The following is a 20,639-nucleotide window of genomic DNA, read 5'->3' as shown; positions in this document are numbered from 1 at the left end:
CAGGATTCGGACGTGACCGACTCGGCACGCCGGGTGCTGCGTCGGGCGCTCGTCCGGCTCGGGGGCTCATCCCGCCCGGGTGCCGGGCACGCGGTCGGCCGCCTCGGCCGCGGCCTTCTCCTTGACCGACGCGGCGTAGAGGTCGACGTAGGTCTGTCCGGACAGCTCCATCAGCGAGTACATGATCTCGTCGGTCATCGAGCGCTCGATGAACCGGTCGCCGGCCATGCCGGCGTAGCGCGAGAAGTCGAGCGGCTCCCCCACCTTGATGTGGACGTGATGGGGCTTCCACATGCGCGAGCCGATCGGGTTGACCTTGTCGGTGCCGATCATCGCGACCGGGACGACGGGCACGCCCGCCTCGAGCGCCATCCGCGCCACACCGGTCTTGCCCTTGTAGAGCCGGCCGTCGGGTGAGCGGGTGCCCTCGGGGTAGATGCCGAGCAGCCTGCCCTCGCGCAGCAGCCGCACCGCGGTGTCCATGGCGTCCTGGGCGGCGGACCCGCCGGAGCGGTCGACCGGCACCTGGCCGACGCCGGTGAAGAACTGCTTCTTCAGGAACCCGATCACGCCGGGCTCGGTGAAGTACTCGCGCTTGGCGAGGAACGTGATGCGCCGCGGCACGAGCAGCGGCAGGAAGAAGGAGTCGACGACGGCGAGGTGGTTGCTCGCGAGGATCGCGCCGCCGTGCTCCGGCACATTGTCCAGGCCCTCGATCGTCGGTCGGCACAGCAGCCGCATCAACGGTCCGAGCAGCACGAACTTCGACCACCAGTACAGCACCGGCGCGGGCTCCCCTCCGCTCGACGCCGCACAGCCTACGGACGGCCCCCGGCAGCCGCCAGCCGATGGCGCACCCGGGTCGGCGCGGCGTGGCGCCAGGCGTCCGATGCACGTGTTCGGGACGAAACGGACGCCGTCCGGTCACGATGGCGATCGGGGCTGACCGATTCGGCGCCCGACGTGTCAGGATGGGCGGACAGCGTCGTCCCGGACCCCAGCCGGGGCAGGACGAGCACGGGAGGTGCCGGTTGAACCACGATCCCGACGATCGCGGCGCCCCCGGTACCGGCGGGTCCGATCGTGACCACGAGATCGACGAGTTCGACCGGATCGTCGCGGCGTGGCGCAGCGAGGGCTCGGTCCCCGAGTGGCCCGACGAGGACGCGCCGACCGCCGCGGTCGCGCCCGTTGCCGAGCGGCCCACCGCTCCCCGCGACGACGAGACGACCCCCGCTCGCGGCGTCACCCGTCCCCAGGCGGACGAGCGGCCCCCGGACACCGGCTCCGACCCCGGCTCCGACACCGACATCGACCCCGACGAGCACTTCGTCCCGCCCGAGCCGCCGCCGCTGCCGCGGCTGGGCCCGCCCGCGATCGTCGGCATCGCGCTGCTCGCATTGGGGTTGCTGCTGGTCGTGGCGCCGAGCGTGCTGGGCATGTCGTCGGTGTACGGCCTGCCCCTGGGGTTGTTGTCGCTGGCCGCGGGCCTGGGCTGGCTGGTGCTGCGGCTGTGGCCCACCCCGGCCGACGACGACCCCGACGAGGACGACGACGGCGCGGTCCTCTGACGCTGCGGGTCAGCCCGCCACCGCGGCACCGGGCTCCGCGGTGACGGCCTCACGGGCCAGCTGCGCCGCCCCGACGACCGCGGCGGCGTCGCCCAGCTGGGCCGTGCGGATCCGCGCGAGCGGCCGGTGTCCGGCACCGGTCACGACGCGCGCGTACCGCTCGCGGGCGGCGTCGAGGAACAGCGGCGCCGACCCCGACACCCCGCCCCCGACGACGACCAGCTCCGGGTCGAACACGTCGGCGACCATGGCGAGGCCCTCCCCCAGCCAGTGCCCGAGCTCGGCCACGGCCCGGCGGGCGACCCGGTCGCCCTCGCGCGCGGCGGCGGCGACACGCTGCCCGCTGATCCTCCCCGGGTCGGCGGCGGCGTCGCGGGCGAGGACGGACCCGCCCGACCGGTCGGCGGCAAGGAGCTCCAGCGCGGTCGTGGCGAGCGCGGTGCCGCTGCAGTAGCGCTCCCAGCAGCCACGTTTGCCGCACGGGCACGGCCGCCCGTCGGGCACCACCCGCACGTGGCCCAGCTCGGGAGCGACGCCGTGGGCACCGCGGAACAGCTCCCCACCGATCAGCAGGGCCGCCCCGATCCCGGTTCCCAGGGCGACGAACACAGCGGTCGACGCGCCCGCGGCCGCCCCGAATCGCCGTTCGGCCAGCGCGGCGGCGTTGGCGTCGTGCTCGACGACGGTCGGCAGGCCCAGCCGGGCGCCGACCCGGGTCGCGACGGGCGCGTCGCGCCACGACAGGTGTGGTGCGTAGCGGACGGTGTCGCCGCCGGGGGCGACGAACCCGGCGAGCGCGAGACCGGTGGCGCGCACCGGGTGCCGGCGGGCCAGCTCGCCCACGGCGCCGGCGATCGTCTCCTCCAGCGCCTCCTCCCCGGCGGGGGTGGGTGCGCGGACGGTGTCGAGGATCTGGCCCTCGGCGTCGACCACACCCGCCCGGACGCTGGTTCCGCCGACGTCGACGCCGACAGCGAGCACCTGCTCGGGGTCCGCGGCGCTCATCCGCGGGTCACGGTGATGCGCTGCACCGTGGGTCGGCACGGCTGCTCGTCGCCGGTGGGCGGGCCGGGCGGGGCCGTGGCGCCGGCGCCCTCGTCGAGTGCCGCGCGCAGGACGGCGAGCAGCCCGGACGCGTGCTCGGCGAGCTGGGCCCCGAGCTCGGGACGTTCACCACGGAGCACCGCGACGAGCGCGCACACCGGGCAGGAGGCACACGTGGTGTTCTCCGAGGGGGTCACGGGACCGCCGAGATACCGGTCGAGCATCGGCTGCAGCCGGTCGATCAGGCCCGCGAGCAGGGCGCGGGCCTCCCCCGCGACGCCCGAATGCCCGTCGCAGGTCGGCCCGGCCTCCGGATCAGGAGAGGTCATCGCATCCACGCAGCCGGGTCGGGCCGGAACGTCACGCTCAGGACCGCCGCGTCACCGGCGCCGTCGAGGCGGGCGTCGACGACCTCGCAGCGGCGCAGCACCGACGGCAGCGTCACCGGGCGGCGCGCGAACCCGACGGTGACGACCAGCTCGTCGCCGACCCGGACCAGATCGAGCGGGCCGGAGTCGGCGCCGGGCAGTCGCAGGTCGAGCGCGAACTCGGAGTCGAGCGCGGTGCCCTCACCCGCGGTGCGGCGCACGGTGAGCGCAGGCTCGACGGCTCCCGGCGGCGGGACGGGGTCGTCGTCGCCGTAGAGGTCGTCGGCCAGCTCCAGCAGAGCGGTGACGCCCGTGGGCTCGGCGGCGGTGTACCCGACGATCCGGACCGCGGCCCCGTCGGCACCCAGCGCCAGCTCGTCGAGGACGGCCCGCTGTTCGGCGTTGCGTTCCCGCAGCCACGCTGCGGCGGGCCCGCGCAGCGACGGCGGCGGCGCCGGCACGACCCGGTTGGCGACCAGCCCGTCGACCCGGATGCCGTGCAGCGCAAGGGCTGTACGCGTGCGGCGGGTCTCGGCGGCGACGACCCGCTCCGGGGTGAGGACCAGCCGCACGCTGCTGCGGGCCGGGTCGGTGATCAGGGAGGCGAGCCCGCCGAGCTGCTCGGCCAGCGCGTCGAGGGCGTCGACGGTGCGGTCGAGGCGGACCGCGGACTCGGCCGGGCCTTTGCCCGCCAGGCCCGCGAGCATCCCGCGGACGGCGCGCCGGTGCGCGGGGAAGAGCCGCTCCAGGTAGCCGGCCAGCGCCTCTGGCAACGCGAGCAGGCGCAACGTCTCCGCCGTGGGCCCGCAGTCGACGACCACGACCTCCCACGGCCCGGTCTCGGCGAGGCGGCGCACCTCTGAGAGCGCGAGCAGGTCCTCGACCCCGGGCAGCACCGTCAGCTCGTCGGCGAGGATCTCGTCGACCCCGATCCCGGCGAGCAACGCCCGCAGGTGTCCCTGCAGGGTGCCCCACGCGCCGTCGAGCAACGTCCGGGTGTCGACGTGCGCGGCGAACAACCCACCGACGCCTGGCAGCTCACGAGGCTCACCGTCGAGGTCCGCGTCGAGCGCGTCGCCCAGGGAGTGGGCCGGGTCCGTCGACACGACCAACGTCTTGCGGCCCGACCGCGCCAGCGTGGCGGCGGTGGCCGCGGACAGGGTGGTCTTCCCGACCCCGCCCTTGCCGGTGAACAGCACGACCCGCATCCGGCCAGCGTAGCGGCGGGGTGGGTCAGCCCTGTTCGACGCGGCGCTTGAGGCCCTTCAGCGCGGTGTCGATGATGACCTTCTCGGCCTTGCGGCGCAGCATGCCGATCATCGGGATGCTGAGGTCCACGGCGAGCGAGTAGGTGACCGTCGTCGACGAGGCGTCGCCCTCGAGCACGTAGGAGCCGTTCTGCGCCTTCTGCATCTGGCCCTTGACCAGGTTCCAGCTGACCGAGCTCCCGTCGGGCGCCCAGTCGTAGTCGAGGGTGTAGGAGTCCTTGATGGGGCCGGCGTCCATCGTGAACCTCACGCGCCGGGCCCGGCCGTCGGCGCCCTCGTCGAGGATCTCGACCGTCTTCATCTGCTCCGCCCACTTCGGGTACGCCTCGAAGTCGGCGATGACCGCCATCACCCGCTGCGGGTCCGCGGCGATCGAGATCGAGGACGTGGTCGCGTCGGCCATGCGCGGAGGTTACCGCCCCGGGGCCGCCGCGACCGTCACCACCGCAGCACGTACGGCACCGGGTTGCGGCGGAAGTAGCCGACGTTCACACATTCGGTGCGTCCACGGCGCACCCGCCGCGACAGCGGCTGGTGGACGTGGCCCGACAGCGCGGCGCGCGGCCGGTCGCGGTCGATCACCCCGAGCAGGCCGGGCCCGGTCACCTCGGGCCCACGGGTGACCGTGTCGTAGGCCAGTTCCGTGATCGCGGGCGGCACGTGGCTGCACAGCACGTCGACGTTCGAGAACCCGTCGACGACCGCCGCGTACTCCTCCCACGACACCAGGTGCGGCCGCCACGCCGGACCCGGCCGGAAGGGCACGCCCGGCGGCAGCGGCGCCCCGCCGACGAACGCGAACCGCAGCCCGCCGATCTCGGCCACCTTGCCGTCGACGAGCTGCACGTCCGGGCCGGCGTGGGCCGGCCACAGGTGCGGGACGTCGACGTTGCCGGGGATCGCCCAGGTCGGCGCGGACAGCACCGCGAACATCCGCGCGTACTGCTCGGCGATCGCCTCCTCGACCAGCGCCCGCGGGTCGCGGACCGCCGCCCAGGCCGCGGTCGCGTACTCGCGCAACGCGTTCCGGTCACCGATGCGGCGCAGCTGCGCCAGCCGGCCGCTCACCTCCGCACCCAGGACGGTGCCGACGATCCCGCCCGCGGGGTCGCCGTAGTCGATGAAGTCGACGAGGTCGCCGAGGACGACGAGCGCGTCGGCACCGTCGCCCGCCCGGGCGAGCCCCTCGACATTGCCGTGGACGTCGGAGACCACGTGCACGCGCATGCCCCCGACGCTACAGACCCCTGTGAGCGGCAATAGTCGCTGGAGCGACTATTGCCACTCACGACCTCCCGGCGCGGGGGGCTCGCCCGGAGCGCGGCCGTTCTCCAGGGACCGCTTCAGCGCCAACGCCAGCGCCTTCGCCGCGTGGTGCCGGCGCAGCGCCTCCGCCGCGGCCCGGCGCGGCGGCAGCGGCACCGGCGCCCCGCCGGGACCGGAGGCGTCGGCGCGCAGGTAGTAGTGCAGAACGGTGCCGTCGAGCACCTCCTCCAGCCACACCTCCATGCTGCCGACGAGCGCGCCCGTCACCGTCCAGCGCATCCCCTGGTCGCCGCGGTCGGTGACGACGCGCAACGCCAGATCGGGCCACATCCGCGGCCAGCCCGCCGCATCGGCGAACACCGCGGCCAGGCGGGGGCGGGCGACGACGAGGAACGTCTCGTCCATCACGTCGACCGTCGGCATCGTGCGAGGCTCCCCCTTCGTGGGCGGCGGACCGCGTGGGCCACCGACGACCCGGCCGCGACGGTGCGACGCAGGCGTCGATCACGATAGTTTTGTGAGTATTACCCCGGCGGTGCGGCACAGGAGGTCTGCGTGCGCGAGTACAGCGTGCCCACGACGATCGAGATCGGCCCGCGTGAATCGCTGCTCGATCCGGTGCTCACGGCCGAGCGCGAACACCCGGCCGCGGTACTGATCCGCCGCACCGACGCCGCGGGGATCTGGCGCGACGTCACCGCGGCCGACTTCGGCGCCCAGGTCCGCGCCGTGGCGCGCGGGCTCGTCGCCGCCGGGGTCGGCGCGGGTGACCGCGTGGCGCTGCTGTCGCGCACCCGCTACGAGTGGACGCTGCTCGACTACGCCATCCTGTCGGCCGGCGCGGTCACCGTACCCATCTACGAGACGTCCTCGGCCGAGCAGATCGCCTGGATCCTGTCCGACTCCGGAGCCGTCGCGGCCGTCGTCGAGACCGACCGGCACGCAGGCCTGGTCGCCGAGGCGGACCCCGGCTTCGAGAAGGTGTGGACGATCGAACCCGGCTCCGGGGACGGCGCCGTCGACACGCTCACCGCACTCGGCACCGACGTGCCCGACGACGACGTCCGCGCCCGCCACGACGCCGTCGGCGCCGACGACCTCGCCACCCTGATCTACACCTCCGGCACCACCGGCCGGCCCAAAGGCGTCGAGCTGACCCACCGCAACCTCGTCTCCGAGGTCCACGGCACCCGGCAGGTCCTGACCGAGCTCCTCAACGCCGACGGCTCGGTGCTGCTGTTCCTGCCGCTGGCCCACATCTTCGGCAAGGTCATCCAGTGCGGCGCCATCGCCAGCCGCACGACGATCGGGCACACCCCCGACGTCAAGGACCTCCTCGCCGACCTCGCGTCCTTCCGCCCGACGTTCCTGCTCGCGGTCCCCCGCGTGTTCGAGAAGGTCTACAACGGCGCCCGGCAGAAGGCCCACTCCGAGGGCAAGGGCGCGATCTTCGACGCCGCCGACGCCACCGCCGTCGCCTACAGCCGCGCCCTCGACACCGGCGGGCCCGGGCTGGTGCTCAGGCTCAAGCACGCACTGTTCGACCGGCTCGTCTACGGCAAGCTCCGCGCGGCCGTCGGCGGGCGGGTCGTCGGGGCCGTCTCGGGCAGCGCGCCGCTCGGCGAACGGCTGGGCCACTTCTTCCGCGGCATCGGCCTGCCGGTCCTCGAGGGCTACGGCCTCACCGAGACCTCCGCCGGGATCACCGTCAACGCCCTGTCGGCGCAGCGCGTCGGCACCGTCGGGCGCCCCGTCCCCGGGCAGACCGTCAAGATCGCCGACGACGGCGAGATCCTGCTGAAGGGCAGCATCGTCTTCGAGCGGTACTGGAAGAACCCCACCGCGACCGCCGAGGCGATCGAGGACGGCTGGTTCCACAGCGGCGACATCGGCGAACTCGACGACCAGGGGTTCCTGCGCATCACCGGCCGCAAGAAGGAGATCATCGTCACCGCCGGCGGCAAGAACGTCGCCCCCGCCGTGCTGGAAGACCGGCTGCGGGCGCACCCGTTGATCAGCCAGTGCATGGTCGTCGGCGACGCGCAGCCGTTCATCGCCGCGCTCGTGACGATCGACCCGGAGGCGCTGCCCGGGTGGCTGGAGCGCAACGGCAAGCCCGCCGCCACGGCCGCCGACGTCGTCGACGACCCCGACCTGCGCACGGAGATCGAGGCCGCGGTCGCCGATGCCAACAAGGCCGTGTCGCGCGCCGAGCAGATCCGGGAGTTCCGGATCCTGCCGGGTGACTTCACCGAGGCCACCGGCGAGCTGACACCGACGATGAAGGTGAAGCGGGCCGTCGTCGCGAGCAACCACGCCGACGTCATCGCCGGCATCTACCGGGGCACCCGCCAGCCGGCCTGACCCCGCGGCTCAGCCGCCGACGGGCGTGCCCGCGAGGAAGTGCCGCAGCCGGGCGACGCCCGCCTCCCACGTCCAGTCGGTGAGCATCCACTCCCGGCCCGCCGCGCCCATCCCGGCAGCCCGGTCGGGGTCGGCCAGCAGCCCGCCGAGGGCCGTGACCAGTGCGTCGAGGTCGCGGCCGTCGACGACGTGGCCGGTGACGCCCTCACGCACCGTCTCCGGCGCGCCACCCGAGTCCCCGGCGACAACCGGCACCCCCGACGCCGACGCCTCCAGCAGCACGATGCCCAGACCCTCGACGTCCAGGCCGCGGCCCCGGGTACGGCACGGCAGCGAGAACACATCGGCGACGGCCTGGTGGGCGGCGAGCTCGTCGGCGGGGACGGCACCGGTGAACACCACGTGCTCAGCGACGCCGGCGTCGGCGGCGAGACGGCGCAGCCGGTCGTCGTCGGGCCCGCCACCGACGAGCAGCAGCCGGGTGCCGGGGACCCGTTCCCGCAGCGCCGGCAAGGCGCGGACCAGCATGTCCTGGCCCTTGCGCGCCACCAGCCGGGACACGCACCCCACGACGGGGGCCTCCCCCAGCCCGTAGCGGGCGCGCAGCTCGGCCCGGGCAGCCGGATCGGGCCGGAACACGTCGGCGTCGATGCCCGGCGGGAGATGCTCCAGAGCCGCCCGCGCCCCGAACGCCGCCGCCACCCGGCCCCGCGTGTACCGGGAGACCACGGTCAGGACGTCGGCGTCGGAACCGATGCGCCGCAACGCCTGCCGGGCCCCGGGAAGCATCGACCAGCCCACCTCGTGGCCGTGTGTACTGGCCACGACCCGGCCGATCCCCGCCCGCTCCCGCAGCCCCCGCCCCAACAGCGCCAGCGGGGCCGCCGCACCGAACCAGACGGTCTCCGCGCCGTGCTCGCGGGCCAGATCCGCGGCCCGGCGCGCAACGTCGGGGGTGGGCAGCATCAGCGACGTCGGGTGCCGGTGCACCGGATAGCCGCGCCGGGCGTCGAACGCGGACGCGCCCTCCCACGCCGGGGCGTAGACGACGAGCTCACCCGCGGGGAGGCGGTCGGCGAGGGCCTGCAGGTAGGTCTGGATGCCACCGGCTCGGGGCGGGAAGTCGTTGGTCACGAGCAACGTGCGGGCCACGGCCGGTGAAGCTACCGACCCCGCCCACGCCTCCGCGCCGGCGGCCCCTCGGGCTGCTGCCACTTCTGCCCGAACGGCCCTTTCCCGCAACTCAGTTGCCCCACTGTGCCGTTCGTGCACCCACCGGGGGCGGGCGGCGGGGGTGGCCCGGCGCGGCAGGTTCTGCACGAACGGCCCTTTCCCGCAACTCAGTTGCCCCACTGTGCCGTTCGTGCAACACGGGGCACCCAGGCGGCAGGCACCCGGGGCACCCGGGGTAGGCACCCGGGGCAGCCGGGGGCGGGAGCAGGGGCGCTGCTGCGGGGCGGCGACCGGTCCGGGTCGCCGCCCCTGCGCCGGGGAGCGGCCGTTGCAGGGCGCGGCCGGGTCGGGGCCCGGCCGCGCCGGGTCAGAGCCTGCGGGCGCCGCTGAAGGCCGACCGCGACACGGTCTGGTACTTCACGACGTCGCCCGACTCCGGCGCGTTGATCATCTTGCCGCCGCCCGCGTAGATGCCGACGTGGCTCACCGGCGAGTAGTAGAAGACGAGGTCACCGGGCCGCAGGTCGTTCCACGCCACCGGGGTGCCGATCCGTGACTGGGCGCTGCTCGACCGCGGCAACGTCATCCCGACCTGTTCGAACGCCCACGACGTCAGCCCCGAGCAGTCGAAGCTGCGGGGCCCGCTCGCGCCCCACACGTACGGGCTGCCGAGCTTGGTGGCGGCCATCGCGAGGGCCTTCGCCCCGATGCCGCTGCCCAGGACGATCCCGATCGGGGCTCCTTCGTCCGGGCTGAGCAGCGTGGCCCGCTCGGCGGGGCCGAGCCGGGAGATCATGCGCTCGACGTCGGTGATCCGGACGTCGGCGGCGGCCTTGCGCGCCTTGATGTCGTCGGCCGTGCGCCGGGCGGCGTCGGCGGTCTGCTGGGCGCGGGCGACGGCCGCGTCGGCGTCGGCGCGGGCCTGGCGCGCGGCGGCGACCTTCGCCTCGAACTCCTGCAGCTGCACACGGTGCTCGGCGGTCAGGGACTCGAGCGCCGACATCTGGTCGAGGAAGTTCTGCGGCGACGTGCTGGACAGCAGCGCGTCGAACTGGTCGAGCTTGCCGTTCTCGAACGTGGCCAGGGCCATGACGTCGAGCTGGCTGCGGTACTGCTCCTCGTCGGCCTCGGCGCGGGCGGCCGCCTCCTGGGCGGGCCCGACGGCCTCGCGGGCCGTGTCGGCGTCGGCCTCCGCGGTGTCGTGGGCGTCGGTGGCGGCGTGCCACTGCTCGGTGAGCGCCTCGGCCTCGCGCTGGGCCTGTTGGTACTGGTCGCGGGCCTGCGCGGCGTCGGTGGGCGGGGGTGGGACCTCGGGGGCAGGTGGCAGGTCCGACCCGACGGGCGGCGGGACGAGCGGCACCGTCACGCCCGGGGGCAGTGGTGGGGTCGGGTCGGCCATGGCCTCACCGGCGACGACGGCTGTGAGCCCGGCACCGACGATCGCGGCGACGAGGACGACGGTCACCGAGCGGGGGGCCGGACGGCTGCGGCGTGGACCTCCGCGACCTCGGTGTTCCCCGTCGCCGGGACGTCGCCCGTCGTCGGGACTGTGCCCGCTGTCAGGACTCTGCCGGTCGTCGGGACTGTGCCGTTCGTCGGGACGAGGCGCCACCACCCGGACGTGCCCCCTCCTCGCGGACCGCTGCGCCCCACGAGTCGTGCACGTTCCCGCGGGAGCGGTGCGGTGGTCCCGTGCCTGCGCTCCGGACGAGCGTCATGCCGATCACGAGATCGCCGGGAGACTACGAACAGTGCGGCGGGCGATCCATCACCGGGGCGGGCCGGTGCGTCGCCGAACTGTTCTCACCCACAGGGGTCACAGCGTCGAGCGCGTCGCGTGCGCCTCGGCGCGCCGTCACCCTGCGTGGCGGGAGGGATCGCCGGATTCGGGGGTTCCCGGCGCCGCCGGACGACGCGTGGACACGAGGCGCAACCGCGGGACGAGGCCCTGATCAGCGAGGACCTGGATCGCGCGCGTCTCCGGAGCGTCGAGCTGCACGACTGACGCGCCGGACGGCACGCTCTCCGGGCGTGTCGTCCGGTCCGGCGCACCCAGCAGGACGCCCACCACGCAGTCGCCGCAGGCGTCGCCCCGCACCGCGCAGGTGTCACAGTCGATGATCATCCCGGCCTCCCCTCACTGTCGTCGTTCGGACAGCGCGGACGCTAGGGCAGCGCACCGACAGTTCCGCGCGACACCAGCGGGCTGCAGCGACCGCAGCGCTTTCAGGGACCGCAGCGCTTTCAGGGACCGCAGCGCTTTCAGGAACAGCAGCGCTTTCAGGAACAGCAGGGACGCGCAGACCGGCGGACGGTTCAGCCGCGCAGCCGCGCGAGCAGCACCGCCGACGGCAGCGCGTGCGCGCCCCGCTGCCGCACCGACGCCACCACGGCCCGGTCCGACGTCGCGACCAGCACGGGCCGGCCCTCGGGCTCGGCGGCCACCAGCGAGCGGATGACGTCGTCGGCGAGCACTCCGGCGTCGCTGAACAAAACCCGCACCCCACGGGAGCCCCGCGTGGGCGCGGCGACGACCCCCGCGCCGTCGAACACGACGGTCACCTCGACCCCGGTGCGGGCCGCGAGGGTGGCGAGCTGGCGGACGAGGCGGGTGCGCTGGTCGGCCAGCGGCAGGTCCGGGTAGCCGGTCTTGCTGACGTTGTACCCGTCGACGACGAGGTGTACCGACGGCACGGCCAGCAGTGCGTCGAGAGCGGCCAGGTCGTCGACCGGGGCACCGGCCCGGACGGCGCGGGCACCGGCCACGAGGTCGGCCGGGCGCGGCCCGCCCCCGCCGAGCGCCAGCTCGCGGCGCAGCCCGGCCACGGCCCCGCCGAGGGTCTCGACCAGCAGTTCGAGGCGCACCTCGTCGGCCTGCCGGGCCTCGCGGGCCGACTGCCGGGCCGCCGCCACCTGGGCCGCGGCCTGCTCGGCACGGGCGCGTTCACGGTCGGCGCGGGCCCGTTCCAGGTCGCGCTCGGCGACGGCCGCGGCGAGCTCCTGGCGGGCCTGTTCGCGGACGGCCTCCACGTCGGCCGCGGCGGCGTCGAGGGCGTCGGTGGCCGACCGCAGCCGGGCGCCCTGCTCCCCGACGCGGCGGCGCAGCTGCGCGAACTCGGCGTCGCGAGCGTGCCCGGCGGTGCGGGCCTCCTCCCGCGCCTCGGCCAGCTCCGCGCGCATGCGCTCCAGCTCCAGGCTGAGCTTGTCGGCGCGCGACAGGGCGGCGTCGAGCTCGGCGCGCAGCCCCCCGGCCTCGCCGCGGCGGGCGGCGTCGGCGACGAGGGTCGCGGCGTCGGGGGCGTTGCCCAGGACGGCGAGGGCGGCGGCGCCCAGCGGGTCGTCGACGTCGGCGGCCGCGGGGTGGTGCTCGTGGCACCAGGCCAGCACGGCGGCCCGGAAGGCCGCGGACCTGCGCAGCTCCTGCAGGATCGCCTGCCCGCCGAGGCGGGCCCGTTTGGCCGGGGTGAACCGGGCGAAGCGGCGCAGCCGGTGCGGGACGTCGGCGTCGGGCAGGCCGGCGACGGCGGCCGCGGCGAGCTCGGCGAGGCGGCTCCGGACGGGTTCGGGGAGGCGGTCCCCGTCGAGCGGGGCCGCCGTGGCCGCACCGTCCGGGGAGGCGGGCGCGGGCCCGCGCCCGGCCGGCTCCTTCTCCTCCGCGGACATCCGACCAGGTTATCCGGGTGCGTCCGACTGCCGCGACCGCCACACAGCGCGGGCTCCGGCGATCCTGTCGGTGCCCCCGGATACGGTCCGCGCCGTGTCCGCTCCCCCCGGATCCGCACGTCCCGGCGCACGAGCGCAGCTGTCGTTCGACGAGCTCGGAACGCCCCTGCGCGACGTGACGTTCGTGGTGCTCGACCTCGAGACGACGGGCGGTTCGGCGAACAACGACGCGATCACCGAGATCGGGGCGGTGAAGGTCCGTGGCGGGGAGGTGCTGGGCGAGCTGGCCACGCTCGTCGACCCCGGGACGGGGCTGCCGCCCAACATCGTGGCGTTGACCGGCATCACCACGGCGATGGTCACGGGCGCGCCGCGGCTCGGCGAGGTGCTGCCCGCGCTGCTGGAGTTTCTGGGCGGCGCCGTGCTCGTCGCCCACAACGCACCGTTCGACGCCGGTTTCCTGCGGGCGGCGTGCGAGCGTCACGAGCGGGCGTGGCCACGACCGCCGGTGCTGTGCACGGCCCGGCTGGCGCGGGCGGTGCTGAGTCCCGCGGAGGCCCCCAGTGTGCGGCTGGGTGCGCTGGCCCGGTTGTTCGGTACGTCGACGCAGCCGACGCACCGGGCGCTGGCCGACGCGCGGGCGACCGTCGAGGTGCTGCACCACCTGATGGAGCGGATCGGCAACCTCGGGGTGCAGAGTCTCGAGGAGCTGTTGTCGCTGGCGCGGGAGTCGTCGGCGCACCGGCCGCCCGAGCGGGTGCGCCGGCGCCGCACCCTGGCCCGCGACGTGCCGTCGGCGGCCGGGGTGTACCTGTTCCGCGGGGCCCGCGAGGAGGTGCTCTACGTCGGCACCAGCGGTGACCTGCGCCGTCGGGTCCGCAGCTACTTCACCGCGGGCGAGCGGCGCCGGCGGGTGCGCGAGATGGTGGAGCTGGCCGAGCGCGTCGACACCGTGGTGTGCGCACATGCGCTGGAGGCCGGGGTGCGGGAGCTGCGGCTCATCGCGGCGCACCGGCCCCGCTACAACCGGCGTTCCCGCAACCCGGGTCGCGCGTGGTGGGTCGCGCCGACCGAGGAGGCGTTCCCGAGGCTGTCGGTGGTCACCGCACCGCGGGGGCAGGCGCTGGGCCCGTTCGGGTCGCGGCGCGGCGCGGCCGAGGCGGTGGAGACGCTGCTCGACGCGCTGCCGATCCGCAGCTGCACCCAGCGCATCCCGGCCCGCTCGCCCGCGGCGAGCCCGTGCGTGCTCCACGAGCTCGACCGTTGCCGGGCACCGTGCGCGGGCCTGCAGAGCATCGAGTCCTACGCCCCCGGCGTGCACGCGCTGCGCGGCCTGGTCACCGGCGCCGACGACGCCCCGCTGCGCCTGCTGGCCGACCGGGTCGAGCAGCTGGCCGCCCGGGAGCGGTTCGAGTCGGCGGCCCGCGGCCGCGACCGGCTGGCGGCGCTGGCGTCGGCGCTGGCGCGGTCGCAGCAGCTGGCCGCGCTGGCCGCGCTGCCGGAGGTCGTCGGCGCCCGTCCCGACGGGCGGGGCGGCTGGGAGCTCGCCGTGGTGCGCCACGGGCGGCTCGCGGCGGCCGACGTCGCGCGCCGCGGCACCCCGCCGATGCCGGTCGTGGAGTCGGTGCGCGGCACGGCGCAGACGATCCTGCCCGCCGACGGGCCGCTGGCCGGGGCGTCGGCCGAGGAGGTGAACCTGGTGCGCCGCTGGCTCACCACCGGGGGGACCCGGCTGGTGTACAGCGAGCCGGCCTGGGCCGAACCGGCGCGCGGCGCGGCTGCCTGGGAGGACTGGGCGCGGCGCGCCCGGCCGGTGCCGCTCGGCAGCCCGTCGGAGATCACCCTCGGCTAGTGTTCGGTCCCGGTCGCCGCCCGCGCCGACAGCTGCCGCCCCGACGTCCCCCAGGAGGGCAACCGTGATCACCGCGATCGTCATGGTGCACACCGCCGCCGACCGGATCCCCGAGACCGCCCAGGCGATCGCCGACCTCGACGGGGTCAGCGAGGTGTACTCGTGCGCAGGCGACGTCGACCTCATCGCGGTCGTCAAGGTCGCGGCCCACGAGGACCTCGCCGACGTCATCGCGGGCCGGCTGAGCAAGGTGGCGGGCGTCGTGCGCACCGACACCCACATCGCGTTCCGTTCCTACTCCAGCACGGAGAACGACGCGATATTCACGGCCGGCATGGGATGACGGGTCGTGTGGCGGGCCCGGGCGGCCCGCCACACGACGTCACAACGGAAACGGCGTCAGGCCGCCAGCCGCGACGACACCGCCGCCCAGCGGGCCAGCAGGTCGGCGGCGGCACCGGAGTCGACGGCCGCGGCCGCGCGCTCCAGGGCACCCCGCAGCGGGCCCGTCAGGTCGGGCGCGCCGTCGGGCGTGCCACCGTCGTGTGCGGCGACGCCGTCGGCGGCGACCAGGGCGCCGGCGGCGTTGAGCAGGACGGCGTCACGGACGGGGCCGTGCTTGCCCGCGAGCAGGGCGTGGCAGGCGGCGGCGTTGAACGCGGCGTCGCCGCCGCGCAGCTGCTCGCGGGTGGCGGGCTCGATGCCGAGCGCCGCGGGGTCGACGCCCGCGACGCGGACCCCGTCCGCACCGGCCACCCACACCGTCGACCGCATGGTCGTGGTGAGCTCGTCGAGCCCGTCGTCGCCGCGGACGACGAGCACCGACTGCCCGCGCGAGGCGAAGATCTGCGCGATCACGGGGGCGAGCCGCCCGTCGGCGCAGCCGACCAGCCCCGCCGACGGCTGCGCCGGGTTGGTGAGCGGGCCGAGCAGGTTCATCGCGGTGGGGACGCCGAGCTCGGCGCGCGGACCCGACGTGTGCCGCATCGCCGGGTGGAAGACGGGCGCGAAGCAGAAGCCGATGCCCACCTCGGCCACGCAGGCCTCGACCCCGGGCGCGGGCAGCGCGATGGCCACCCCGACCTCCTGCAGGAGGTCGGCCGCCCCGCACTTCGACGTCGCGGCCCGGTTGCCGTGCTTGACCACGGGCACCCCGGCGGCCGCGACGACGATCGCCGCCATCGTGGAGATGTTGACGGTGTGCGCCTGGTCCCCACCGGTACCGACGATGTCGACCGCCGGGCCGCTGACGGTGACCCGTTGTGCGCGGGCCAGCATCGCCTCGGCGAGGCCCGCGACCTCGGCCGCCGTCTCCCCCTTGGCCCGCAGGCCGACGAGGAATCCCGCCAGCTGGGCAGGTGTGGCGTCCTCCGACAGGACCCGGTCCATCACCCAGGCCGTGTCGGAGGTGTCGAGGTCGCGACCGGCGATCAGGCTGGCGAGCAGCCGCGGCCAGGTCCGTGCCTCGGGCTGCCCGGGCGCGTCGGCCGCCACGTCAGCCACGAACGGCGACGCCGGCGGTGCGCCGCAGGACGTCGGCGACCGTCTCGGCCGCGGTGAGCGGGTCGAGCGGGTGCATGAGGACGGCGTCGGCCTGCGACCAGGTGGCCAGCCACCGGTCGTCGCGGCGGCGGACCGTGACGAGGATCGGCGGGCAGTCGGTGATCTCGTTCTTGAGCTGGCGCGACACGCCCATGCCCCCGGTGGGCTGCGCCTCGCCGTCGAGGATCAGCAGGTCCTGGCCGCCGGCGTCGGCCGCGGCGAGCACGTCGGCGATCGTGCCGACCTCGGTGAAGGTGATGCGACCGAGATCGGGGGCCGGGCGGCGGCCGACGGCCGACACGATCCCCTCCCGGACCTCGGGGCGGTGGCTGAACACCAGGACGTGGAGGGGGCGGTGCGGCTCGGAGGCCGATCCGGCGTTGCGGGGCACGGAGCTGGTCACGCGCGTCATCGTAATGGGCGCCGTCACACCCCCGGGCGCGCGCGGTGACCGGCCGCCCGCCCGCTGCTCCGGCGGTGCGCGGGAACCCGCGCCACCCCTGCCGGCGTTACCCCTGAGGAGGAGTGACGTAGGTCCCTGGTCCCCCGACACGCTGTAGAAGTTCGGGTGGGGTCATAATGCCCGGGTGACGACAGCCGCCCCCAACATCAGCGCGCGGATCCACTCGCTGAACCGCCCGAACCTGGTCAGCATCGGCACCATCGTCTGGCTGTCCAGCGAGCTGATGTTCTTCGCCGGGCTGTTCTCCATCTACTTCACGGCACGCGCGCAGAACGTCGGCGAATGGCCTCCGCCGCCGACCGAACTCAATGTCCCGTACGCCCTCGTCGTGACGATCATCCTCGTCGCCTCCTCGTTCACGTGCCAGTTCGGCGTGTTCGCGGCGGAGCGCGGCGATGTGTTCGGCCTGCGCCGCTGGTACGTCCTGACCCTGATCATGGGCGCGATCTTCGTGCTCGGGCAGGCGAACGAGTACCGGGTGCTGGTCGTGGACCACCACACGACGTTGTCCTCCAGCGCCTACGGCACCGTCTTCTACCTCGCGACGGGCTTCCACGCGCTGCACGTGACCGGTGGTCTCGTGGCCTTCGTGTACCTGCTCATCCGTACCAAGCTCAGCAAGTTCACCCCGGCGCAGGCCACTGCGGCGATCGTCGTGTCGTACTACTGGCACTTCGTCGACGTGGTGTGGGTCGGCCTGTTCGCCGTCATCTACTTCATCCGCTAGGCCTGCTTCGCAAGCGCCCCGAACACGACGCGAGGGTTGGACAACGCCGACGATGGAATCCACGACCACCACACCACCTGAGCCGCGGTCCCGCCGCGGCCGACGACCGCACGGCAAGGTGCGGCGCCGGCTGGCCGGAGCGCTCGCGCTGGGAATCGGGCTGCTGTCGGTCGGCGCCCTCTATTCCGTCGTCGAGCCTGCACCGCAGACCGCGGTCGCGCAGCAGGCCGACGCCGCGACCATCGCCAAGGGCCAGGACCTCTACAACAACGCCTGCATCTCCTGCCACGGGTCGAACCTGCAGGGGGTGACGGACCGCGGCCCGAGCCTGGTCGGCGTGGGCGACGCGGCCGTCTACTTCCAGGTCTCCTCCGGCCGGATGCCGCTGGCCCGCCAGGAGGCCCAGGCCACCCGCAAGCCTCCGACGGCCACGTTCGACCCCCACACCCAGGAGGGTCAGGACAACCTGTCGGCGCTGGGTGCCTTCGTCCAGGCCAACGGCGGCGGCCCCACCCTGCCTGCGGCCACCGGTGAGGCGCTGCGCGGCGACGACCCGGCCCGCGGCGGTGAGCTGTTCAGGCTCAACTGCGCGTCGTGCCACAACTTCACCGGGCGCGGCGGTGCGCTGTCGTCCGGCAAGTACGCCCCGGCGCTCGACCCGGCGTCGGAGTCCCAGATCTACGCGGCGATGCTCACCGGCCCGCAGAACATGCCCAAGTTCTCCGACGCGCAGCTCGCGCCCGACGAGAAGGAGGACATCATCGCCTTCATCAAGTCGGTCTCCGACGGCAACAACGACGTCGGCGGCAACGGGCTGGGCGGCATCGGCCCGACGTCCGAGGGCGTCATCGCCTTCATCGTCGGCATCGCCGCGCTCGTCGGTTTCGCGATGTGGTTGGGAGCCAAGCAATGAGTGGCGTCACGACGGGTGAGGGCGGCGGCGCCAAGGCCGTCCCGACCGCGGCGGAACTCGACGACATGTCGCCCGAGGAGCTCGCCCGGCTCGCCACCGAGCTCGACGACGTCGTCGTCCAGCACAACGCCCCGAAGTTCCCGGTCCCGGGCACGCGGGCCGAGAAGCGTGCCGAGCGGACCGTCGCCTTCTGGTTCGTGCTGTCGGCGCTCGCGGCGCTGGCGTTCGTGGTCGCGTTCATCGCGTGGCCGCACGAGTACGTGCCGCCGTCCGACCCCGGCTACACGATGTACTCGCTGTACACCCCGGTCGTCGGTGTCACGTTCGGGCTGGCCGTGCTGTCGCTGGGCGTCGGCGTCATCACCTACGTCCGCAAGTTCTTCCCCGAAGAGGTCTCGGTCCAGCAGCGTCACGACGGGCCGTCGGACGAGGTCGCCCGCCGGACCGTCATGGCCCAGCTCGCCTCGGCGGGCAAGGACACGACGATCGCGCGCCGCTCGCTGATCAAGCGGTCGGCGGGTGCGGCGGCCGGCCTGTTCGGCATCGGCCTCGGCATCGCGGCGATCGGGCCGCTGATCCGCAACCCGTGGAAGGACGGCCCCGACTCCCCGCTGTGGGTGACGGGCTGGAGGCCGGAGAACGGCGAGACCGTCTTCCTGCGCGCCGACACCGGTGAGCTCTCCGAGATCCGCCGGGTCCGCCCGGAGGACATGGAGCCCGGCTCCATGCAGACGGTGTTCCCGTTCCGCGAGAGCGAGCGGGGTGACGAGGAGGCCCTCCTGCACGCGCAGAAGGCGTCCGACGCCCCGGTCATGCTGATCCGCCTGCGGCCCGGTACCCCGGTCGTCAAGCGGGCCGGCCAGGAGGACTTCAACTACGGCGACTACTACGCCTTCTCGAAGATCTGTACCCACCTGGGCTGCCCCACCTCGCTGTACCAGGCGCAGGACAACCGGATCCTCTGTCCCTGTCACCAGTCGCAGTTCCTTGCGACGGAGTACGCTCGGCCCGTGTTCGGGCCCGCGACCCGGGCGCTGCCGCAGCTGCCGATCACGGTCGACGAGCAGGGTTACTTCGTGGCGAGGAGCGACTTCCCCGAAGCCGTCGGCCCCGCATTCTGGGAGCGGAGATCATGAGTTCGATCACGACCCCCACCAACGCGCCCAGCGGAATGCAGGCCAAGGCCGCGGTGGCGCTCGACGAGCTGGACCAGCGGTTCCATCCGGCCGCCGGGTTGCGCAAGCAGTTCAACAAGGTCTTCCCGACGCACTGGTCGTTCATGCTCGGTGAGATCGCGCTGTACAGCTTCATCGTCCTCCTGCTCTCGGGGACCTACCTGGCGCTGTTCTTCGACCCGTCGATGGCCGAGACGACCTACAACGGGTCGTTCGACAACCTGCGCGGCGTCCACATGTCGAAGGCGTTCGAGAGCTCGGTCGCCATCTCGATGGACGTCCGCGGCGGTCTGTTCGTGCGCCAGGTCCACCACTGGGCGGCCCTGCTGTTCATGGCGGCGATGGTCGTCCACATGTTCCGGGTGTTCTTCACCGGCGCGTTCCGCAAGCCGCGTGAGACGAACTGGATCATCGGCGTCGTCCTGGTCCTGCTGGGCTTCTTCGAGGGCCTCACCGGCTACTCGCTGCCCGACGACCTGCTGTCGGGCACCGGCCTGCGGATCATGTCGGGCATCACGATGACCGCCCCGGTCATCGGCACCTGGCTGCAGTGGCTGCTGTTCGGCGGCGAGTTCCCCGGCACCGAGATCATCCCGCGCTTCTACATCCTGCACGTGCTGTTGATCCCCGGGATCCTGCTCGCGCTGATCGCCGTGCACGTGGGTCTGGTCTGGTACCAGAAGCACACCCAGTTCCCCGGCCCCGGCCGCACGGAGCACAACGTCGTCGGCGTCCGCATCCTCCCGGCGTTCGCGGCCAAGGGTGGCGCGTTCTTCGCCGTCACCGTCGGCGTCATCGGCCTGATGGCGGGCCTGTTCCAGATCAACCCGATCTGGAACATCGGCCCCTACGACCCCTCGCACATCTCCGCGGGGTCGCAGCCCGACTGGTACGTGCTGTTCACCGAGGGCATGGCACGCATCTTCCCGCCGTGGGAGATCTACCTGGGGAACTACACGATCCCCGCCGCCTTCTGGGGCACGGCCGCGTTCCTCCCGCTGCTCTACGTCATCGCCGGGATCTATCCGGCGCTGGAGCGGCGCTTCACCAAGGACAACGCGCTGCACAACCTGCTGCAGCGCCCGCGTGACGCGCCCGTCCGTACCTCACTGGGCGTCATGGCGATCTCGTTCTACGTGTGGCTGGTGCTCTCGGGCATCAACGACTGGATCGCCTACTTCTTCCACGTCTCCCTGAACGCGACCACGTGGGCCGGACGCCTCGGCGCCCTCCTCATCCCGCCGATCGCC

21 protein-coding genes are annotated in these 20,639 nt (G+C 74.2%); 8 read left to right on the top strand and 13 right to left on the bottom strand.

The annotated features are described in order from the left end of the window. Positions 1 to 66: 66 nt before the first annotated feature. A complete protein-coding gene (locus tag PSU4_RS22150) occupies positions 67 to 783 on the bottom strand; it encodes a lysophospholipid acyltransferase family protein (protein WP_147111772.1) in 717 nt (238 codons plus the stop codon). A 248-nt stretch (positions 784 to 1,031) separates the two neighbouring features. On the opposite strand from PSU4_RS22150, the gene PSU4_RS22145 reads away from it, so the two are divergent. Beyond that, positions 1,032 to 1,571 (top strand): hypothetical protein, encoded by a 540-nt coding sequence (locus PSU4_RS22145; protein WP_147111769.1) that lies wholly within the window; start codon positions 1,032 to 1,034, stop codon positions 1,569 to 1,571. Positions 1,572 to 1,580: 9 nt separating this feature from the next. Here PSU4_RS22145 and PSU4_RS22140 read toward each other — a convergent pair whose 3' ends face one another. From PSU4_RS22140 to PSU4_RS31475, 6 genes are read right to left on the bottom strand one after another with little or no spacing between them, the layout of a single operon-like run. Continuing rightward, the gene (locus PSU4_RS22140) at positions 1,581 to 2,552 is read right to left on the bottom strand and encodes an ROK family protein (protein WP_147111823.1); all 972 of its coding nucleotides are present in this window, start codon (positions 2,550 to 2,552) and stop codon (positions 1,581 to 1,583) included. 20 nt (positions 2,553 to 2,572) lie between these two features. Continuing rightward, positions 2,573 to 2,944: a hypothetical protein gene (locus PSU4_RS22135; protein WP_147111766.1), complete on the bottom strand. Its 372-nt coding sequence runs from the start codon at positions 2,942 to 2,944 to the stop codon at positions 2,573 to 2,575. Then, a complete protein-coding gene (locus tag PSU4_RS22130; protein ID WP_147111763.1) occupies positions 2,941 to 4,191 on the bottom strand; it encodes an ArsA family ATPase in 1,251 nt (416 codons plus the stop codon). The genes PSU4_RS22135 and PSU4_RS22130 overlap by 4 nt, the downstream gene beginning before the upstream one ends. Before the next feature lie 25 nt (positions 4,192 to 4,216). After that, the gene (locus tag PSU4_RS22125) at positions 4,217 to 4,654 is read right to left on the bottom strand and encodes an SRPBCC family protein (protein WP_147111760.1); all 438 of its coding nucleotides are present in this window, start codon (positions 4,652 to 4,654) and stop codon (positions 4,217 to 4,219) included. A 35-nt stretch (positions 4,655 to 4,689) separates the two neighbouring features. Beyond that, entirely contained in the window at positions 4,690 to 5,478 is a 789-nt protein-coding gene (locus PSU4_RS22120) for a metallophosphoesterase family protein (protein WP_147111756.1), read from the bottom strand. Between the two features lie 48 nt (positions 5,479 to 5,526). Continuing rightward, the gene (locus tag PSU4_RS31475; protein ID WP_186817114.1) at positions 5,527 to 5,940 is read right to left on the bottom strand and encodes a polyketide cyclase / dehydrase and lipid transport; all 414 of its coding nucleotides are present in this window, start codon (positions 5,938 to 5,940) and stop codon (positions 5,527 to 5,529) included. Positions 5,941 to 6,072: 132 nt separating this feature from the next. Here PSU4_RS31475 and PSU4_RS22110 point away from each other — a divergent pair, with 132 nt between their 5' ends. Continuing rightward, positions 6,073 to 7,881: an AMP-dependent synthetase/ligase gene (locus PSU4_RS22110; protein WP_147111753.1), complete on the top strand. Its 1,809-nt coding sequence runs from the start codon at positions 6,073 to 6,075 to the stop codon at positions 7,879 to 7,881. A gap of 9 nt (positions 7,882 to 7,890) precedes the next feature. On the opposite strand, the gene PSU4_RS22105 is transcribed toward PSU4_RS22110, so the two are convergent. The 4 genes from PSU4_RS22105 to PSU4_RS22090 all read right to left on the bottom strand — a co-directional run bounded on the left by PSU4_RS22105 (position 7,891) and on the right by PSU4_RS22090 (position 12,717). Continuing rightward, positions 7,891 to 9,033, bottom strand: a complete 1,143-nt coding sequence (locus PSU4_RS22105) for a glycosyltransferase family 4 protein (protein WP_147111750.1) — start codon at positions 9,031 to 9,033, stop codon at positions 7,891 to 7,893. A gap of 388 nt (positions 9,034 to 9,421) precedes the next feature. Continuing rightward, positions 9,422 to 10,519: an NlpC/P60 family protein gene (locus PSU4_RS22100; RefSeq protein WP_147111747.1), complete on the bottom strand. Its 1,098-nt coding sequence runs from the start codon at positions 10,517 to 10,519 to the stop codon at positions 9,422 to 9,424. 390 nt (positions 10,520 to 10,909) lie between these two features. Next, positions 10,910 to 11,179, bottom strand: a complete 270-nt coding sequence (locus PSU4_RS22095) for a hypothetical protein (RefSeq protein ID WP_147111744.1) — start codon at positions 11,177 to 11,179, stop codon at positions 10,910 to 10,912. Positions 11,180 to 11,370: 191 nt separating this feature from the next. Then, positions 11,371 to 12,717, bottom strand: coding sequence for an NYN domain-containing protein (locus PSU4_RS22090; RefSeq protein ID WP_147111741.1), 1,347 nt, complete (start codon positions 12,715 to 12,717; stop codon positions 11,371 to 11,373). 94 nt (positions 12,718 to 12,811) lie between these two features. Here PSU4_RS22090 and PSU4_RS22085 point away from each other — a divergent pair, with 94 nt between their 5' ends. After that, entirely contained in the window at positions 12,812 to 14,569 is a 1,758-nt protein-coding gene (locus tag PSU4_RS22085; RefSeq protein WP_147111738.1) for a DEDD exonuclease domain-containing protein, read from the top strand. Positions 14,570 to 14,633: 64 nt separating this feature from the next. Continuing rightward, positions 14,634 to 14,912 (top strand): Lrp/AsnC family transcriptional regulator, encoded by a 279-nt coding sequence (locus PSU4_RS22080; RefSeq protein WP_147111735.1) that lies wholly within the window; start codon positions 14,634 to 14,636, stop codon positions 14,910 to 14,912. 56 nt (positions 14,913 to 14,968) lie between these two features. On the opposite strand, the gene trpD is transcribed toward PSU4_RS22080, so the two are convergent. Together trpD and PSU4_RS22070 are read right to left on the bottom strand one after the other, a co-directional pair. After that, positions 14,969 to 16,072, bottom strand: a complete 1,104-nt coding sequence (gene trpD / locus PSU4_RS22075; protein WP_246115270.1) for an anthranilate phosphoribosyltransferase — start codon at positions 16,070 to 16,072, stop codon at positions 14,969 to 14,971. Continuing rightward, positions 16,065 to 16,514: a DNA-binding response regulator gene (locus PSU4_RS22070; RefSeq protein ID WP_246115269.1), complete on the bottom strand. Its 450-nt coding sequence runs from the start codon at positions 16,512 to 16,514 to the stop codon at positions 16,065 to 16,067. Before PSU4_RS22070 ends, trpD begins: the two co-directional genes overlap by 8 nt. Before the next feature lie 184 nt (positions 16,515 to 16,698). On the opposite strand from PSU4_RS22070, the gene ctaE reads away from it, so the two are divergent. The 4 genes from ctaE to qcrB all read left to right on the top strand — a co-directional run. Further along, a complete protein-coding gene (gene ctaE, locus PSU4_RS22065; RefSeq protein ID WP_186817113.1) occupies positions 16,699 to 17,301 on the top strand; it encodes an aa3-type cytochrome oxidase subunit III in 603 nt (200 codons plus the stop codon). Positions 17,302 to 17,353: 52 nt separating this feature from the next. Next, complete coding sequence (gene qcrC, locus PSU4_RS22060; protein WP_147111732.1) at positions 17,354 to 18,214, top strand: cytochrome bc1 complex diheme cytochrome c subunit; 861 nt, start codon at positions 17,354 to 17,356, stop codon at positions 18,212 to 18,214. Beyond that, positions 18,211 to 19,350 (top strand): cytochrome bc1 complex Rieske iron-sulfur subunit, encoded by a 1,140-nt coding sequence (gene qcrA, locus PSU4_RS22055; RefSeq protein WP_147111729.1) that lies wholly within the window; start codon positions 18,211 to 18,213, stop codon positions 19,348 to 19,350. The genes qcrC and qcrA overlap by 4 nt, the downstream gene beginning before the upstream one ends. Continuing rightward, the coding region (gene qcrB / locus PSU4_RS22050) for a cytochrome bc1 complex cytochrome b subunit (protein ID WP_147111726.1) at positions 19,347 to 20,639 on the top strand (1,293 nt) is incomplete at its 3' end. The genes qcrA and qcrB, both read left to right, overlap by 4 nt.

This window comes from Pseudonocardia sulfidoxydans NBRC 16205 (assembly GCF_007989085.1).
Lineage (GTDB): Bacteria > Actinomycetota > Actinomycetes > Mycobacteriales > Pseudonocardiaceae > Pseudonocardia > Pseudonocardia sulfidoxydans.
The sequence above is the reverse complement of the archived record's forward strand: the minus strand, read 5'-3'. Positions and strand labels throughout refer to the sequence as shown.